The sequence below is a fragment of the Brachybacterium sp. GCM10030268 genome, assembly GCF_042666305.1.
Classification (GTDB): domain Bacteria; phylum Actinomycetota; class Actinomycetes; order Actinomycetales; family Dermabacteraceae; genus Brachybacterium.
The window spans coordinates 89735-105805 of the sequence record NZ_JBHTCW010000001.1; the positions used below are offsets into that span (position 1 = coordinate 89735).

A 16071-nucleotide genomic window follows, 5' to 3' on the forward strand; every position below is an offset into this window, starting at 1 on the left:
CGGGGCCGCCGCGCCTTATCAGGACTGTGTGAAGGCCTTGTAGTCCTCCGCGCTGAGCAGATCCTCCGGCAGCGACTCGAAGCGCGCGCGCAGCAGCCATCCCTGGTCGAACGGAGAGGAGTTGACCAGCTCCGGGGAGTCGACGACGTCCTGGTTGATCTCGGTGACGGTGCCGTCGAGCGGGGAGAGCAGGTCCGAGACGGACTTCGTGGACTCGATCTCGCCCATCTCGGATCCGGCGGAGAGTTCGGTGCCCGCTTCGGGCAGGTCGACGTAGACGACGTCGCCCAGCTGCTCGGCGGCGTAGTCCGTCACGCCGATGACGGCGATGCCGTCGGACTCGACGCGGACCCATTCGTGGTCCTTGCTGTAGCGGATCTCCTCGGTCATGGCGATGGTCCTTCCTGGGGCGGGGCTCGGGCGGATGGGGGTGCTGGGGTCAGCGGTGGGGCGGATCAGCGGCGGGAGTAGAAGGGCAGCTCGACGACGCGGACCGGGAGGGGCTTGCCGCGGACGTCGACGACGAGCTCGGTGCCGGCCTCGGTGAGGTCCGGCCGTACGAGCGCCATGGCGATCGGGTGGCCGAGAGTCGGCGAGAGGGCTCCGGAGGTCACGGAACCGACCTCGACTCCGTCGGCGGTGCGGACGCTGGAGCCGGCGCGGGCGGCGCGGCGACCCTCGGCGACCAGCCCCACCAGGACAGGACGGGACGAGACGTCGGTGTTCTCCACGCCCGCCCGGCCGACGAAGTCGTCCTTGGTCGACAGCGCGACCACGCGGCCCATGCCGGACTGGGCGGGATGCAGGTCGCGGCCCAGCTCGTGGCCGTACAGCGGCATCCCGGCCTCGAGACGCAGGGTGTCGCGGCAGGCGAGTCCGCACGGCGTGAGATCCTCGCCTCCGGCGACGGTGAGCTGCTCCCACAGTGGGGCGGCGAGATCGGCCGGGACGTACAGCTCGAAGCCGTCCTCCCCGGTGTATCCCGTGCGGGCCACCAGCAGCTGCCGGCCGCGGTAGGTGCCCTGGGCGACGCGGTAGTACTTCATCTCCGTGAGGTCTTCGGCGGCGATGCCCTCGATGCCCGTCTCGGCGCCGGCGAGGACGCGCAGCAGGATCTCCTGGCTGCGGGGGCCCTGGACCGCGATCAGGGCGGTGCGGTCCGAGGCGTCCTCGACGCGGGCGTCGAATCCCTCGGCGCGGGCGGTGATCTCCTGGGCGTCGATCTCCGCGTTGGCCGCGTTGGCGACGACGAGGTAGTGCTCCTCGGCGAGGCGATAGGTGATGACGTCGTCGATGACGCCGCCCTCCTCGGTCAGCAGCAGCGAGTACTTCGCTCGTCCCACGGAGATGGCGGACAGCTTGCCTGCCAGGGCGTTGTCGAGGGCCTGCCCGGCCTGGGGGCCCTGGACGTGGATCTCGCCCATGTGGCTGAGGTCGAACAGTCCGGCACGCTCGCGGACTGCGGCGTGCTCGGCCAGGTCGGAGCCGTAGCGCACGGGCATCCGCCAGCCGGCGAAGTCCGTGAAGGTCGCGCCGAGGGACTCGTGGATCGCCTCCAGCGCGGTGCTGCGCAGGGCCTGCTCAACCATGGTGCTCCTTCTCGTTCTGTGCTCGCCACGGAGCGAGCGCCGCCCGTCCATCTCGCGGCACGGACCGGGCGCGCCGGCGGCCTGCCCCGGTGCGATGATCCGGCCGCCGCAGGCCTCACCCTACCGCCCGGCAGGGCGCGACGCGGCCGCTCGGTCCGGCGTCATGCGGCTGTGACCACGCAGTCCGCACCGTCGGCCGGTCACCGCGAGGCCGAGCGACCCGAAGGTGCCGAGCGCCCGGGGACCAGCTTGTACCGTGGAGGCCGTGACAAAGGAAGGCACGACCGAGTGGCCGATACGGATCCGCAGCCAGCGTCTGGTGATCCGGCCGCCCGGTGATGGCGACCGCGACGCCATGATCCGCCTGATGACCGATCCCGTCACCCGGGAATACCTGGGCGGAGCCCTGGACTACGCCTCCCGGCAGGCGCTCGAGCTCTCCCCGCTGGGGCTGACCTGGGGACGCTGGGTGCTGGCCCGGGCGGAGGACGACACCATGATCGGGTCCATCACGCTGGACTACGACCGGGGCGAGCTGGAGCTCTCCTACGCGCTGCTGCCCGAGTGGACGGGACGGGGCTATGCCGCGGAATCCTGCGTGGCGCTGCTGGCCTGGGCCCGCGACGAGCTCGAGGACGACCACGTCATCGCCGTCAGCCAGACCCGCAACAAGCGCAGCGTGGCCCTGCTGCGCAAGCTCGGCTTCACCGTCCGCAAGGGGCTCGAGGAGTTCGGCACCCAGCAGCTGCTGCTCGAACGCTCGCTGGAGGATCCGCTGCCGGAGCAGACGCTGATGATCCAGTCGGAGTCCGATCCTCCGCCGCCCACACGGCGCTGAGCGGTTCTCGGTGGCGCCCGGGGGAGGTCAACCGCGGGCGACCGGGCAGCTCATGCACCGCGGACCGCCGCGACCGCGACCCAGCTCGTCGCCGGCGAACTCGAGCACTTCGATGCCCTGGGCGCGGAGGTAGTCGTTGGTCGCCGCCGCTCTCTCGTAGGCCACCACTCGCCCCGGGGCGAGGGCGAGCACGTTGCACCCGTCGTCCCACTGCTCGCGTGCAGCGGTGTACGGGTCCAGCGGCGCGCTGAGCACTCGCAGTGCGTCCACGCCGAGCCCGCGGGCGAGCACGGAATCCATCTCGTCGGCGGCACGCGAGCGCGAGATCAGACGGTCACCGGGCCGCTCGATCTCGAACGTCTCCAACGGCCCCAGCGGCCCGTGGCGCAGCATCGAGTCGTGGTCGACAACGGTGGTGACCGTGTCCAGGTGCATCATCGAGCGCCGGTGCGGCAGGGCGATGGCGATCACGCGGTCCACGGTGCCGTCCTCGAGCAGGTCGCCCGCGAGCCGTTCGACGCCGACGGCGCTGGTGCGCTCCGAGAGTCCGAGCGCGACCACCCGCGGGGACAGCATCATCACGTCCCCGCCCTCGACGGTGGCTGCACCTGCGCCGCCGCTGCCGACGACGCGTCGCGGGCCGGATGCCCCGGCGAAGCGCGGATGGTGCCGATAGATCGCCTCCAGGTGCAGGCTCTCGCGGCGCCGTGCCGACCTCCGCATCGGGCTGACCGCGGCCACGTCCCCGATCCACGCCGAGGAGTCGCGCGTGAACAGATGGTTGGGCAGCGGATCGAGCACCAGGTGCTCCTCCCCCATCCGTTGCAGGGCGATGGACCGGGGAGTGACACCGAGTCCGCGCAGCTCGGCGACGGTGATCCCGGCGATCAGCACCTCCCCCAGAGCGGCCGACGGCATCTCGCCGAGCGCCTCGGTCAGGTCCTGGACGGCGATGTCTCCCAGCACCGTCGGATCCAGCGCCCGGTGCAGCAGGTCGCTGCGGACCTCAGGCACCTCGAGCAGGTCCGTCAGCAGTTCGCTCAGCTCGAGGACCTCGACGCCCTCGCGGCGCAGCAGGGCGGAGAACTCACGGTGCTGGCTGCGGGCGCGATCGCGCCACAGCACCTCGTCGAACAGGAACCGCTCGCGAGTGTCCGGGGTCAGCCGTTCGAGCTCGGCGCCGGGCTCGTGCAGGATCACCCGCCGCAGCGGCGAGATCTCGTCGTGCACTCCGGCCTGGTCGTGCTCTCGGGTCTGTCGGGACGCAGCGTCCATGGGTTCTCCTGAGGGCGAGGGCAGGGACGGGGACGGGGACGGGGACGGGGACGGGGACGCCAGTAAACACCCCGAGACGTGCCGGGCGCGGATCGATACGCTGGCGGTGTCCGCACGTCGTTCCCGCAGGAGGCCCCCATGACCACGCTGTCCATCCCGACCACGACCCTCGCCGACGGCTCGCCCTTCCCGCTGGTCGGCTTCGGTACCGCCGGCCTGCGGGGCGCCGACGGCTGCGAGTCCATCGCCGCGGCGATCCGCGCCGGGTACCGGCTGCTGGACACCGCCGCCCAGTACGGCAACGAGGCCGCGGTGGGCGAAGCCGTGCGGCGCAGCGGCGTCGATGCCGACGAGGTGCTGGTGACGACGAAGATCGCCGGCGGCGACCAGGGGCGCGAGGCGGCCCGCACCGGGTATCTGGAGTCGCTGCGGCGCCTGGGGCTCGAGCGCGCCGCCCTGGTGCTGATCCACTGGCCGAACCCCTCCCGCGGGCTCGCCCTGGAGACCTGGCGCACGCTGATCGATCTCAAGGAGGAGGGCAGGGCGCTGCACATCGGCGTCTCGAACTTCCGCCCCGAGCAGCTGCAGGAGCTGGTCGACGCCACCGGCGTATGGCCCGAGGTCAACCAGATCCAGCTCTCCCCCGCGCTCCAGCGCCGCGAGGCGGTCGCCTTCCATCGCGAGCACGGCATCGTCACCGAGGCCTGGGGACCGCTGGGCGGCCGCGACGGGCTGGGCGCGCAGTTCGCCCTGCGCAAGGTGGCCGACAAGCACGGCGTGACCACCTCCCAGGTCTCGCTGCGCTGGGCCGTGGACCAGGACATCGTGGTGATCCCGAAGTCCAGCGACCCGCAGCGCCAGCTCACCAACGCCACCCTCGACCAGATCACCCTCGACGACGAGGATCGCGAGCTCCTGGCGACGTTGGACCTGGGCGAGGAGGAAGCCTGGGACTCCCGCGAGCACGAGGAGTGGTGAGCCGGGAGGACCGGTTCTCACCCGGCGGTGAGCACCGCGAGATCGTCTTCCTGACCGGGTCGGGCCTCAGCGCCCGCACCGGCCTGGGCACGTTCCGCGGACCGGACGGCCTGTGGGCGCTGGAGCCGGAGACGGAGCAGGCGATGCACGCCGACCAGCTGCCCCGGTCGCTGCCGCTGCTGTGGAAGGTCTGGGGCAGGATGGGCCGGATCGCGCTCGAGCACGGGCCCACGCCCGGGCACCGCGCGATCGCACGTCTCGGTGCTCCCGTGATCACGCAGAACATCGACGGGCTGCACCAGGCCGCCGGCAGCGAGGTCGTCGCCGAGCTGCACGGCAGCGCGCTGCATGCCACCTGCATGGGGTCGGGATGCCCGTGGCGCGGCCGGGTCGAACCCGGCGACGGCGAGCGCCCCGAGGACCACGGGGTCCCCGCCCGCTGCCCCCTGTGCGGGTCGCCGACGCGGCCGGACGTGGTGCTGTTCGACGAGATGCTGCCGCAGGGCCCCCTCGACCTCGCGACGCGGCTTGCCCAGCGGGCGGACCTCTTCGTCGCCGTCGGCACCAGCGGTGTCGTGTTCCCGGCGGCGCAGCTGGCACCCACCGCCCGGTCGCACGGGGCCACGACGGTGCTGATCGACGTCGATCCGCCGCAGGACCCTGCGCTGAGGGCCGCCTTCGATCATGTCATCGCCGAGGACGCCCACGAGGTGCTGCCCGAGTGGGAGCGCGAGGTCAACGGCGTCGGCGGGACCTCGTTCCTCCGCCCCTTCTGAGGCGGGCCCGCCGGGCGATGAACGGCCGAGCGCCGGGAGCGTGTCGGTGTCTCGTCGGGTCGACTCAGATCCAGATCGCCGGGTCGACCTGCTCCTGGGGGTGGGCGGCACCGGTGCGCACCTGCGCGGGCACACCCACCGCGGTGGCCAGCGCCGGCACGTCCTTGACCACCACGGCGTTGGCACCGATCTGGGATCCCTGTCCGAGCACGACAGGGCCGATCACCCGCGCCCCGGCGCCGATGGTGACTCCGTCCTCGACGGTGGGGTGGCGTTTGACGGGTTCCATGGAACGGCCGCCGAGGGTGACGCCGTGGTACAGCATGACGTCGTCCCCGACCTCGGCGGTCTCGCCGATCACGACACCCATGCCGTGATCGATGAAGAAGCGCCGGCCGATGGTGGCACCCGGGTGGATCTCCACGCCGGTGATCGACCGGGCGCCCTGGGCGATGATCCGCGCCGACAGCGTCGCCCCGCGCTCCCACATCTGATGGGCGAGGCGGTAGGTCCAGATCGCATGCAGTCCCGGCGACGTCAGCAGCAGGGAGAGGTCATCGGTGGCGGCGGGATCGCGCCGGCGTGCCGCCGCGAGGTCCTCGCGGACCGTCGCGACGGCACCCATGGCGCGACCGACCAGGCCGCGGACGAGAGCCAAGGGATCAGTCCGCGTACTGGGAGAACAGCGGCGTGGAGAGGTACCGCTCGCCGAAGGAGGGCACGATCACGACGATGGTCTTGCCGGCGTACTCGTCGCGGGAGCCGACGCGCACGGCCGCCTCGATCGCGGCGCCGGAGGAGATCCCGACCAGCAGGCCTTCCGAACGGGCGGTGGCGCGGGCGCGCTCCATCGCGGTCTCCGCGTCGATGTCGAGCACCTCGTCGTAGATCTCGCGGTCCAGGATGCTGGGCACGAAGTTCGCGCCGATGCCCTGGATCTTGTGCGGGCCGGGCTGGCCGCCGTTGAGGATTGCGGACTCCTCGGGCTCGACCGCGATCATCGTGACCTCGCTCTTGCGCTCCTTGAGCACCTGACCGACGCCGCTGATCGTGCCGCCGGTGCCGATGCCGGCGACGACCGCGTCCACCGAGCCCTCGGTGTCGTCCCAGATCTCCTCGGCCGTGGTGCGGCGGTGGATCTCGACGTTGGCCGGGTTGTCGAACTGCTTGACCTGGACGGCACCGGTCTCCTCGGCGACCTGCTCGGCCTTCTCGACCGCGCCCTTCATGCCCTTGGCGGCCTCGGTGAGGATCAGCTCGGCGCCGTAGGCGCGCAGCAGCATGCGGCGCTCGTTGGACATCGACTCCGGCATCGTGAGGATGACCTTGTAGCCGCGCGAGCTGCCGATCATGGCCAGGGCGATGCCCGTGTTGCCGCTGGTGGCCTCGACGATGGTGCCGCCGGGCTGCAGTTGGCCGGACTCCTCGGCGGCATCGATCATGGCGACGCCGATGCGGTCCTTGACGGAGTTGGCGGGGTTGTAGAACTCGAGCTTGGCGAGCACGGTGGCCTTGACGTCGTCGCCGAGGCGATTGAGCTTGACCAGCGGGGTACGGCCGACGAGTTCGGAGACGTTCTCGTAGACGGGCATGCTTCCTCCTGTGGACTGGATCTCCCGGAGCCCCAAAGGGGCACTTTCCCCGAGCATAACGGGAACTCGGAACGGCCGTGGCCGGATCCGTCCTTCGGCAGCACCCGCGGAGTCCCGGGTTCGGGTCACCCCCTCGAGCGGGTCCACAGGCTGCACAGCTCCCGCGGCTGAGCGCATAGGCTCGCGCCATGACGTACGAGCTCGACGCTTCCCTCTGCGTGCCCGCCACCCCGGAGGAGGTCTACGCACTGCTCAGCGACATCACGCGCACCGGCGAATGGAGCGTCCAGACCGAGAAGGCCGAATGGAACTCCGAGGCCCGGGGCGTGGGCGCGACGTTCACCGGTCGTAACCGCACGCCGGAGCGGACATGGCAGACCGTCTCCACGGTCGTCATCGACGAACCCGGCCGGGAGTTCGCGTGGTCCGTGGGCCCGGCGGAGGTGATCTGGGGCTACCGCATGCAGCCACAGGACGGCGGCACCGAGCTGATCCAGTACACCCGGTTCGGCGAGCGCGCCGAGAAGGTCTTCGCCGAGCGGCACGGCGAGGATGCCGCGAGGCAGATCGAGATCCGCCGGAAGGCAGCCCGTGCCGGCATGCCCGCCACCCTCGAGCGCATCGCCGCGATCCTGCGAGGCCAGTCGCCGGCCACGGAGCGCTGAGACGCGGCGGCGCGCCCGGCGAGGAACCGGTCAGTACACCATGCCCATGACCTCGCGCACGCGCGCCAGGGTCTGCTCGGCGACCTCGTTCGCGCGTTCGTCGCCGGCGCGCAGCACCCCGAACAGGTACTCCGGGTCCTGTTCGATCTCGGCCCGGCGTGCGCGGATCGGGGCGAGGTGCTCGTTCAGCGCCTCGGCGGCCAGCATCTTCAGGGTGCCGGAGCCGGCGTCGCCGACCTCGGAGGCGATCTCCTCGGGCGTGCGCCCGGTGGCCTCCGAGGCGATCGTGAGCAGGTTGGCGACCTCGGGGCGCCCCTCGGGGTCATAGGTGATCCGTCGCTCGGAGTCCGTCTTGGCCTTCTTGATCTTCTTCAGGGTCTCGTCCGGGCTCATCCGCAGCATCACGGTGTTGCCCAGCGACTTGCTCATCTTGGCCGCACCGTCGAGGCCCAGGATGGTGGGGGCGTCCGACAGCAGCGCGTCGGGCTCGGTGAAGACCTGCTCTCCGTCCGCGTAGCGCTCGTTGAAGCGCCGGGCGATGACACGGGTCTGCTCGATGTGGGGCAGCTGATCCTTGCCCACCGGGACCACGTTGCCGTGGCAGAAGAGGATGTCCGCGGCCTGATGGACCGGGTAGGTCAGCAGCAGCCCGCCCATCGCGGACTTCCCGGCCGCGGCGAGCTCGGCCTTGACGGTGGGATTGCGCTCCAGCTCCGGCTGGGTGACCAGCGAGAGGAACGGCAGCATCAGCTGGTTCAGCGCCGGCACGGCCGAGTGCGCGAAGAAGGTGGACTTCTCGGGGTCCAGGCCGACGGCGAGGTAGTCGGTCAGCAGCTCGCGCACCGAGCCGCGGATGTCACCGACGACATCGCGGTCGGTGATCACCTGGTAGTCGGCGACCAGCACCCAGGTCTCGATCCCGGCCTCCTGCAGGCGCACCCGGTTACGCAGCGACCCGAAGTAGTGGCCGATGTGCAGGGCGCCGGTGGGGCGGTCCCCCGTCAGCATGCGCAGCCCCGAGGGGTCGCTCTCGATCTGCTTCCAGATCTCGTCACTGCGCTGGCGGGAGGAGTCGTAGCTGGTGCGGGAGGAGGTCGGTGCGGTCACCGCTCCATGCTAGCGGCCCCGTTCGGATCCGCCGTGGCCCCGCGGGTTGCCGCTGCGCCGCGCCCCGCCGCTCTGCAGGAGCTTGCGCATTCTTGCACGTGCCGCTCGCGGATAAGATCTTCCGCATGCCCGCCACTGCCCCGGCCGATCCCGGGTTCGACGTCGTCGTCCTCGGGGCCGGTCTGAACTCCTTGAACCTGACCATCGCCTTCCATCAGCAGTACGGGATGCGCTGCACCACCGTGGTGCGCATCCCGGTGGCGATGAACGAGCACACCGTGACCACCGACCTCGAGGTGCTCGGAGCCGAGGCGAGCGATGAGGACATGCGCGATGCTCTGCTCGAGCTCGCCTCCCGGCGCGCTCCGGGGCGCCCGGCGCTGCTGCTGACCAACGCGGACTCCCTGATCGACTTCATCGACCGCTTCCGCGCCGACCTCGAGGAGCACTACCTCCTGGCGCAGGTCGACGCCGATCTGCTCGCGCGTCTGGCCGACAAGGCGGAGTTCGCCGAGATCTGTGAGCGGCTCGGCATCGGCACTGTGCCCACGGTGATCGTCGATTTCGCGCGGGCAGGCGAGAGCGACTGGAACGGCACCGATGAGCTGCCGTGGGCCTACCCGGTGGTCGGCAAGGCCGCCAATACTGCCGAGTACCACCACGTGCAGTTCCCCGGGAAGCGGAAGGTCTTCTTCCTCGAATCCGCCGAGCAGCAGCAGGATCTCGTGCGGCGGCTGCGCGAGTCGGGCTTCACCGGGAGATTCCTGTTCCAGGAGCTCATCGAGGGCGATGACACCGCCCAGCGCTCGATCACCGCCTACCGCTCCAGCCGCGGCAAGGTCACCCTGCTCTGCGCCGCCCAGGTGCTGCTGGGCGAGCACACCCCCGATGCCCTGGGCCGGCCCGCCGCCATGGTCACCGGCGACTTCCCGTCCCTGACCGCCGCCGCGGAGAGGTTCCTCGACGCGGTGGACTACGTCGGCTTCGCGAACTTCGATGTGAAGGTCGACCCGCGCACCGGCCGCGAGTGCTTCTTCGAGATCAACCCGCGCATCGGCCGCAACAACTACTACGTCACCGCAGCCGGGGAATCCGTGGCCCGGCACGTCGTCGAGGATCGCGTCCACGGCCGGGACCTCGAGCAGGTCGTGGTCACCGACACCGTTGTGTACTCGATCCTGCCGGTGCGCCTGGTGCTGCGCTACCTGCGCGATCCCGCGCTGCGGGACCGGATCCGCCGCGTGGCGCGCACCTCCCTGCGCAACCCCTTCCGGTACGGTCCTGAAGGTCTGTGGATGCGCGCCTACTCCGTGCTCTCGGGCCTGAACTTCGTGCGCAAGTTCCGCGCCGTGTACCCGCGGCCCACCGACACCGGATTCTGATCCTGGGAAGGACCCCGCCCCGATGCCCGACACCCCCGCCCGCCCCTTCGCCGTCGATCCCTCGCCCGGGATCGACCTGGTGCTGCTGGGCGGTGACATCGGCATCTACGCGCTGGCCCGCGCCTTCCACGAGGAGTACGGGATCCGGGCCACCGTGGTGACCCGCAGGGTCGTGGGCCCCGTCGCGGATTCCTCCATCCTGGAGACCGTCGAGGTCGGGATGTCCGCGAGCGAGGACGAGCTGATCCGGGCCCTGCTCGAGGTCGGGTCCGGCAAGGCCTCCGGGCCGGCCGGGCACCGCCCGATCCTGCTGGCCAATGCCGACTTCCTGGTCTCGCTGCTGGCCGCCCACCGCGACCGCCTGAGCCAGTACTTCCATCTCCCCCTGCTCGCTGACGACGTGCTGGCCACGGTGGCCGACAAGGCGGCATTCAGCGAGGTCTGCGAGCAGATCGGGGTGCCCACGCCGCGCACCGTCGTGCTCGATTTCGCCGGCGGCTCCACCCCGGAGGTGCCCGAGCTCGATCTCGGCTGGCCCGTGGTCGCCAAGGCCTCCCGCTCCTCGGCGTACAACGCGGTCTCCTTCCCGGGCAAGCGCAAGGTCTTCGAGTTCCACGACCGCGCCCAGCTGCTCGACCTGGTCGGCCGGCTCAGCGCCGCCGGGTACACCGACCGCTTCGTGGTCCAGGAGATGATCCCGGGCGATGACACGTCCATGCTGTCGGTGACCGCGTACGTCGACACCCGCGGGAAGGTGACGCTGCTGGGCGGGGCGCAGGTGCTGCTGGAGGAGCACACACCCATCGCCCAGGGGAACCCGGCGGCGATGTACACCACCGACCTGCCCGACGTGCTCGAGCAGTCCGTGCGCTTCCTCGAGCACACCGGCTACCGCGGCTATGCGAACTTCGATGTCAAGATCGATCCGCGCGATGGCATCGCCAAGTTCTTCGAGGTCAATCCCCGCATCGGTCGCAACAACTACTACATGACCGCGGCCGGCGCGAATGTCGCCGTGCCCGTCGTCGCCGATCTGGTCGAGGACCGCGAGGCGGAGCGGATGGTCCCGCAGCAGGAGATCCTCTACTCGATCGTGCCCTGGATGCTGCTGCGCCGGTACATCATCGATCCGGACCTGCGCGCGCGGGTGCGGGAGATCGGTCGGCGCTGCACCGTCCACCCGCTGTCCTACGGCCCGGAGGGACCGCGGCGCCGCGCCTACGTCCTCGCCGCCCAGGCGAACCAGGTCAAGAAGTTCCTCCAGCACTACCCGCGACCGTCGGCCGACGGATTCTGAGCCGGACGCCCCCACCGACGGCGGCGCGGGCAGAGCGGTCGCCTGAGCGGTCGGCCGAGCGGTAGGCCGGGCCGCCGGCCGGTCGACAGCGCGCCCGCACCTGCTTACGCTGGCAGGCATGAGCGAGAACACCTTCACCGTGACCTCGAACGCGACCCCGGACGGCACCGAGGTGGCTCCCCAGCAGCTGGTGGAGAACCTCGGCGGGCAGAACCTCTCTCCGGACCTGACTTGGTCGGGCGCCCCTGAGGGCACCCGCTCGTTCGCGGTGACGCTGTTCGACCCGGACGCCCCCACCGGTTCCGGCTTCTGGCACTGGATCGCGTGGGACATCCCTGCCACCACGACCTCGCTGCCCCTCGGCGTCCCCCGCGAGGAGCCCTCCCTGCAGCAGGGCGTCAACGACTTCGGCAACCGCGGGTACGACGGCCCCGAGCCGCCGGCCGGACCGCCGCACCGCTACACCTTCACGGTCCACGCCCTGCCGGTCGAGACGCTGGGTGCGGACCCCGACGGCCCGCACATCGGGGCCCGGTTCGCGATCTTCAGCCAGCAGCTGGCCTCCACCTCGCTCACCGCGCATTACCAGGTTACGAACTGACGCACCAGGGGGAAACACTCCGCGACGGCTCGGGCGTGCCCCGTCGTGGTCGAAGATCGCCGCCCGTAGGCTCGAACCATGAGGTCGAGGACATCCCACGGTGAGTGGACGAGGCAGATATCAGACCGGATTCTGACCCCGTTCATCCGCTCGACGGACGACGGAGACGCCTCCGAGTGCGAAGGTCGAGGGGTGAACGTGATCCAGATGCGCCCCGCCGACCGGGCGGCCACCGCCCGGACCGCCGCCGAGCGGACCGGGGGCGAGCGCCGCGGCGGGGAGCGTGCCGGCGGTGAACGCACCGGCGGCGAGCAGCGACCGCTGCGGGTGCTGCTGACCACCGACTGGTGGGAGCCGGTCGTCAACGGCGTCGTCGCCTCCGTCGCCACTCTGCGCCGGGAACTGATCGCGCTGGGCTGCGACGTCCGCGTCCTCACCCTCTCCCAGGGGATCCGCACCCGCAGCGAACCCGGCGTCTACCGCATCGGCTCGGTCTCCGCGGCCATGTTCTACGACCGGGCGCGGATCGGCATGCCGGCCAGCCGTCGAGTTCTGCGGGACATCCTGCGCTGGCGGCCGGATGTGATCCATTCCCACTGCGAGTTCTCCACCCATGTGTGGGCCCGCCGGATCGCCCGCACCCTCTCGGTGCCGCTGATCCACACGTACCACACCATCTACGAGGACTACACGCACTATTACTCCCCCAGCCGCACCGTCGGCCGCAAGGTGGTCGCGACCTTCTCGCGGCGCGTGCTCTCGGGCACCGACGCCGTCGTCGTCCCCACCGCCAAGGTCGCCGCGCTGCTGAGCGGGTACGGGGTGCGCCGGCCGGTCCACGTCGTCCCCACGGGGCTGGATCTGGAGCGTTTCCGGCCGGCCGCCTCCGAGGCCGAGCGGGCCGACACCGCCGCCCTGCGCTCGCGGCTGGGCATCGGCGCGGACCACAAGGTGCTGGTCTCGGTGTGCCGCCTGGCCAAGGAGAAGAACCTCGACGAGGTCCTGGACATGGTCGCGGCCGCCGATCGCAGCGACGTGGTCCTGGTGCTGGTGGGCGAGGGCCCCTATCGCGAGGAGCTCGAGGAGCGCGCGCGGCAGCTGGGCATCGCCGATCGCGTCGTGTTCACGGGCGTGGTCGAGCCCGCCGAGGTCCAGCGCTGGTACCGCGTCGGCGACGTGTTCGTCAGCGCCTCCCTGAGCGAGACCCAGGGCCTGACCTTCATCGAAGCCCTCGCCAGCGGCCTGCCGCTCCTGTGCCACCGGGACCCGTCGCTGGCCAGCGTGGTCCTCGACGGCCGCACCGGCCACCAGTACGAGACCGCGGCGGAGTTCACCCAGCACCTCTCGGCACTGCTGGATGACCCGCGCACGCGCCGCGAGATGGCTGCGGCCGCGGTCGAGCACGCCGCGGCCACCTTCGGGGCCCGCCGGTTCGGCCGCTCCGTGCTCGAGGTGTACCAGCAGACGCTGCTGCGTCACTCCCCGCGCGTCATCACCCGGATGGCGGCCGTGGCATGAGCACCGCGATCCAGTCCGCACCGACCGCCGTGGCCGTCCCCGGCGGGATCTCGCGCGCCGAGCGCTCGACGCTGGAGCTCGCCGGGGAGCCCGGGACCGTCGCGCCACCGCGCATCGGGGACCACGGGGAGCTCGGAGCGCTCGGAGGGTTCGGAACCGGCCCCGCCGCCCCGGCCCGTCGGGACCCCGTGCGGATCGCCGCCCGCCTCTCCCCGCTGCTGGGACTCGGGCTCAGCATCGGCTTGATCTGGTGGGGCCTGCAGACGGGCGTGCTGCAGTCACTGGCGAACCTCCAGAGCTTCATCGACTCCCTCGGAGCCTGGGGACCGGTCGCCTTCCTGATCGTCTCCGCCGCCTCGGTGGTGTTCCCGATCGTGCCCGGTGGCCTCCTGGTCATCGCCGGCCCGGTCCTGTTCGGTCCCGTCGAAGGCACCCTGCTGAACTACATCGCCGTGTGCACCGGGTCGCTCCTGAACTTCCTGATCGCCCGGCACGTCGGCCTCGCGCTCATCGAACGGATCTTCCGCCCGCGGACGGTCGAGAAATTCCTGGGCTGGACGCGCAACGCCCACTTCACCCGCGCCTTCGGCCTCGCGATCGCGCTGCCGATCGCGCCGGACGATCTGCTGTGCTACATCGCCGGGACCACCCGGATGCGGTGGCGCACCTACGCGGCGATCATCCTGCTGTGCAAGCCGTGGGCCCTGATCGCGTACGGGCTCGGCGCCAGCGCCATCCTGCTCCGCGTCCTGCCCTGGTGAACGGAGGAGAGTCATGCTCATGAGGACCCGCGCCGTCAGGCGCCCCCGCCGGCCCTGGGACCCGGCCGTGCACTGGCTGGACCATGTCGTCCACACTCTCCTGCCCGGGCGGCACCCGCGCCGCAACGTGCGCACCCATGAGCCGCTGCGCGTGCTCATGCCGCACGGCATGGCCGGGCTCGCCCGCGAATCCGGGATCGGAGCGGCGATCCGGCATCAGGAGTCCGTGGTGCGCGCGCTCGGGCACAAGGTGGTCACCAATCCGCTGCTCCCCTTCGATGTCGTCCACCTCAACACCCCCTTCCCGGACACCCCGCTCCTCGCGCGCTGGGCCCGTCTATGGCGCCGGCCCGTGCTGGTGTGGGCGCACTCGACGGAGAACGACTTCCGCGATTCCTTCCCCGGCTCCAACCAGCTCGCGCCGCTGTTCCGGCGGTGGATCTCGCACCTGTACCGCCTCGGGGATGCCGTGGTCACGCCCAGCGAGTACTCCCGGGAGCTGGTCTCGGACCCGAAGTACGGCATCACCAGCAGCATCCATGTGCTCTCCAACGGCGTGGACACCACGTTCTTCCGTCCGGATCCCGAGGCGCGGCCGCGGCTGCGCGAGTCCCTCGGCATCGCCCCGGATGCGAAGGTGGTCATCAGCGTCGGCATGCAGCTGGTGCGCAAGGGGATCCTCGACTGGGTCGAGGTGGCCCGACGGATGCCCGAGGTCACCTTCGTCTGGTACGGCCGCACGGACGAGCGCCTGCTGACGGCCGACGTCGAGCGCGCTCTGGCCACTGCGCCCTCGAACGCCCTGTTCCCCGGCTACCTCCGCCCCGACAAGCTGCGTGAGGCCTACTGCGGCGCGGACGTGTTCTGCTTCCTGACCAAGGAGGAGACCGAGGGGATCGTGCTGTGGGAGGCACTGGCCTGCGGAGTTCCCGCCCTGGTGCGGGCCATCCCGCTGTACCGGGACCGGATGCCCGACGGGGTGCTGACCCACCAGGTCGCCGGCGACGGCCCCGAGTTCCCGGCCGAGGTCGCGCGCAAGCTCACCGATCTGCTGGAGGGGCGGCTCGAGGACCTCACCGAGGCCGGGCGGCTCGCCGCCGAGGACGTCGATCTGCGCTCGGTGGCCCGCCGGCTCGAGGAGATCTACCGGCTGACGGGCGTGCAGCCCCATCGCCGCTCGCGCGGTCTCACTGCCGACGCGAGGGACGCCACAGTACGAGCGCGCCTCCGCCGCGCCGCTGGGGCCTCTCGCCCCGGCGCAGCGCGCTGATCTCCCCGTCGCGGTCGGCCGAGAACACCCGCCGCTGCGCGGGGGTCATCGCGTCGAGAGTCTCCTGGACGCTCTCGAGCTGGTCGGCGAGGTCGTTGACCTCGTCCTGCAGCTCCATGATCCGTTTGATCCCGGCGAGGTTGATGCCCTGGTCCTGGGAGAGTCGCTGGATCTCGCGCAGCTTCGCGACGTCGCGCGCACTGTAGCGCCGGCCCCGCCCGCGGGTGCGCTGCGGGGAGACCAGGCCCAGCCGGTCGTACTGGCGCAGCGTCTGCGGGTGCATCCCGGACAGCTCCGCGGCCACGGAGATCACGAACACGGGTGCGCGCTCGTCGATGCGGTGCGGGCCGGCCATCGGGGATGCTCCTTCCTGCGCCAGTTCTACGCGGGATACCTACGTCGGGCGAGGTCTGCTCTCTGCT

At 71.2% G+C, this 16071-nt stretch carries 17 protein-coding genes; 10 read left to right on the forward strand and 7 right to left on the reverse strand.

The window, feature by feature from the left end:
• Positions 1-18: 18 nt before the first annotated feature.
• Both gcvH and gcvT read right to left on the reverse strand, forming a co-directional pair.
• Positions 19-390, reverse strand: coding sequence for a glycine cleavage system protein GcvH (gene gcvH / locus ACFQRD_RS00415; RefSeq protein WP_377019171.1), 372 nt, complete (start codon positions 388-390; stop codon positions 19-21).
• Between the two features lie 65 nt (positions 391-455).
• Positions 456-1589, reverse strand: a complete 1134-nt coding sequence (gene gcvT, locus ACFQRD_RS00420; RefSeq protein WP_377019170.1) for a glycine cleavage system aminomethyltransferase GcvT — start codon at positions 1587-1589, stop codon at positions 456-458.
• Positions 1590-1854: 265 nt separating this feature from the next.
• Here gcvT and ACFQRD_RS00425 point away from each other — a divergent pair, with 265 nt between their 5' ends.
• The gene (locus ACFQRD_RS00425; protein ID WP_377019169.1) at positions 1855-2427 is read left to right on the forward strand and encodes a GNAT family N-acetyltransferase; all 573 of its coding nucleotides are present in this window, start codon (positions 1855-1857) and stop codon (positions 2425-2427) included.
• Positions 2428-2454: 27 nt separating this feature from the next.
• Here ACFQRD_RS00425 and ACFQRD_RS00430 read toward each other — a convergent pair whose 3' ends face one another.
• Entirely contained in the window at positions 2455-3702 is a 1248-nt protein-coding gene (locus tag ACFQRD_RS00430; protein WP_377019167.1) for an arginine deiminase, read from the reverse strand.
• A 138-nt stretch (positions 3703-3840) separates the two neighbouring features.
• Here ACFQRD_RS00430 and ACFQRD_RS00435 point away from each other — a divergent pair, with 138 nt between their 5' ends.
• Together ACFQRD_RS00435 and ACFQRD_RS00440 are read left to right on the forward strand one after the other, a co-directional pair.
• Positions 3841-4680 carry an aldo/keto reductase gene (locus tag ACFQRD_RS00435; RefSeq protein WP_377019166.1) on the forward strand — a complete coding sequence of 280 codons (840 nt, stop codon included), beginning with the start codon at positions 3841-3843 and terminating at the stop codon, positions 4678-4680.
• The gene (locus tag ACFQRD_RS00440; RefSeq protein WP_377019165.1) at positions 4677-5456 is read left to right on the forward strand and encodes an NAD-dependent deacetylase; all 780 of its coding nucleotides are present in this window, start codon (positions 4677-4679) and stop codon (positions 5454-5456) included. Before ACFQRD_RS00435 ends, ACFQRD_RS00440 begins: the two co-directional genes overlap by 4 nt.
• A gap of 64 nt (positions 5457-5520) precedes the next feature.
• On the opposite strand, the gene epsC is transcribed toward ACFQRD_RS00440, so the two are convergent.
• Complete coding sequence (gene epsC, locus ACFQRD_RS00445; protein WP_377019271.1) at positions 5521-6081, reverse strand: serine O-acetyltransferase EpsC; 561 nt, start codon at positions 6079-6081, stop codon at positions 5521-5523.
• A gap of 37 nt (positions 6082-6118) precedes the next feature.
• Positions 6119-7048, reverse strand: a complete 930-nt coding sequence (gene cysK / locus ACFQRD_RS00450; protein WP_377019163.1) for a cysteine synthase A — start codon at positions 7046-7048, stop codon at positions 6119-6121.
• A gap of 188 nt (positions 7049-7236) precedes the next feature.
• Here cysK and ACFQRD_RS00455 point away from each other — a divergent pair, with 188 nt between their 5' ends.
• A complete protein-coding gene (locus ACFQRD_RS00455; RefSeq protein WP_377803249.1) occupies positions 7237-7713 on the forward strand; it encodes an SRPBCC family protein in 477 nt (158 codons plus the stop codon).
• Positions 7714-7743: 30 nt separating this feature from the next.
• Here ACFQRD_RS00455 and trpS read toward each other — a convergent pair whose 3' ends face one another.
• A complete protein-coding gene (gene trpS, locus ACFQRD_RS00460; protein ID WP_377019161.1) occupies positions 7744-8820 on the reverse strand; it encodes a tryptophan--tRNA ligase in 1077 nt (358 codons plus the stop codon).
• Positions 8821-8945: 125 nt separating this feature from the next.
• Between trpS and ACFQRD_RS00465 the strand changes: the two genes are divergently transcribed.
• The 6 genes from ACFQRD_RS00465 (at position 8946) to ACFQRD_RS00490 (ending at position 15649) form a co-directional block, all read left to right on the forward strand.
• Positions 8946-10202 carry a carboxylate--amine ligase gene (locus ACFQRD_RS00465; RefSeq protein ID WP_377019160.1) on the forward strand — a complete coding sequence of 419 codons (1257 nt, stop codon included), beginning with the start codon at positions 8946-8948 and terminating at the stop codon, positions 10200-10202.
• A gap of 22 nt (positions 10203-10224) precedes the next feature.
• Complete coding sequence (locus ACFQRD_RS00470; RefSeq protein WP_377019159.1) at positions 10225-11499, forward strand: carboxylate--amine ligase; 1275 nt, start codon at positions 10225-10227, stop codon at positions 11497-11499.
• Between the two features lie 118 nt (positions 11500-11617).
• Positions 11618-12100: a YbhB/YbcL family Raf kinase inhibitor-like protein gene (locus ACFQRD_RS00475; protein ID WP_377019158.1), complete on the forward strand. Its 483-nt coding sequence runs from the start codon at positions 11618-11620 to the stop codon at positions 12098-12100.
• A gap of 192 nt (positions 12101-12292) precedes the next feature.
• A complete protein-coding gene (locus ACFQRD_RS00480) occupies positions 12293-13618 on the forward strand; it encodes a glycosyltransferase (protein ID WP_377019156.1) in 1326 nt (441 codons plus the stop codon).
• Positions 13615-14379: a TVP38/TMEM64 family protein gene (locus ACFQRD_RS00485; protein WP_377019155.1), complete on the forward strand. Its 765-nt coding sequence runs from the start codon at positions 13615-13617 to the stop codon at positions 14377-14379. The genes ACFQRD_RS00480 and ACFQRD_RS00485 overlap by 4 nt, the downstream gene beginning before the upstream one ends.
• A 19-nt stretch (positions 14380-14398) precedes the next feature.
• Positions 14399-15649, forward strand: coding sequence for a glycosyltransferase (locus tag ACFQRD_RS00490; RefSeq protein ID WP_377019154.1), 1251 nt, complete (start codon positions 14399-14401; stop codon positions 15647-15649).
• Here the strand turns inward: ACFQRD_RS00490 and ACFQRD_RS00495 are convergent.
• On the reverse strand, positions 15567-16004 hold the full coding sequence (locus ACFQRD_RS00495; RefSeq protein ID WP_377019153.1) for a heat shock protein transcriptional repressor HspR: 438 nt from the start codon (positions 16002-16004) through the stop codon (positions 15567-15569). The genes ACFQRD_RS00490 and ACFQRD_RS00495 overlap by 83 nt on opposite strands.
• Between the last annotated feature and the right edge of the window lie 67 nt (positions 16005-16071).

What these genes read in the sequence shown, in the direction of transcription:
- gcvH (WP_377019171.1), bottom strand. Translation starts at nt 390, where the DNA reads ATGACCGAGGAGATCCGCTACAGCAAGGACCACGAATGGGTCCGCGTC.
- gcvT (WP_377019170.1), bottom strand. Translation starts at nt 1,589, where the DNA reads ATGGTTGAGCAGGCCCTGCGCAGCACCGCGCTGGAGGCGATCCACGAG.
- ACFQRD_RS00430 (WP_377019167.1), bottom strand. Translation starts at nt 3,702, where the DNA reads ATGGACGCTGCGTCCCGACAGACCCGAGAGCACGACCAGGCCGGAGTG.
- ACFQRD_RS00435 (WP_377019166.1), top strand. Translation starts at nt 3,841, where the DNA reads ATGACCACGCTGTCCATCCCGACCACGACCCTCGCCGACGGCTCGCCC.
- epsC (WP_377019271.1), bottom strand. Translation starts at nt 6,081, where the DNA reads ATGGGTGCCGTCGCGACGGTCCGCGAGGACCTCGCGGCGGCACGCCGG.
- cysK (WP_377019163.1), bottom strand. Translation starts at nt 7,048, where the DNA reads ATGCCCGTCTACGAGAACGTCTCCGAACTCGTCGGCCGTACCCCGCTG.
- ACFQRD_RS00455 (WP_377803249.1), top strand. Translation starts at nt 7,237, where the DNA reads ATGACGTACGAGCTCGACGCTTCCCTCTGCGTGCCCGCCACCCCGGAG.
- ACFQRD_RS00465 (WP_377019160.1), top strand. Translation starts at nt 8,946, where the DNA reads ATGCCCGCCACTGCCCCGGCCGATCCCGGGTTCGACGTCGTCGTCCTC.
- ACFQRD_RS00470 (WP_377019159.1), top strand. Translation starts at nt 10,225, where the DNA reads ATGCCCGACACCCCCGCCCGCCCCTTCGCCGTCGATCCCTCGCCCGGG.
- ACFQRD_RS00475 (WP_377019158.1), top strand. Translation starts at nt 11,618, where the DNA reads ATGAGCGAGAACACCTTCACCGTGACCTCGAACGCGACCCCGGACGGC.
- ACFQRD_RS00485 (WP_377019155.1), top strand. Translation starts at nt 13,615, where the DNA reads ATGAGCACCGCGATCCAGTCCGCACCGACCGCCGTGGCCGTCCCCGGC.
- ACFQRD_RS00490 (WP_377019154.1), top strand. Translation starts at nt 14,399, where the DNA reads ATGAGGACCCGCGCCGTCAGGCGCCCCCGCCGGCCCTGGGACCCGGCC.
- ACFQRD_RS00495 (WP_377019153.1), bottom strand. Translation starts at nt 16,004, where the DNA reads ATGGCCGGCCCGCACCGCATCGACGAGCGCGCACCCGTGTTCGTGATC.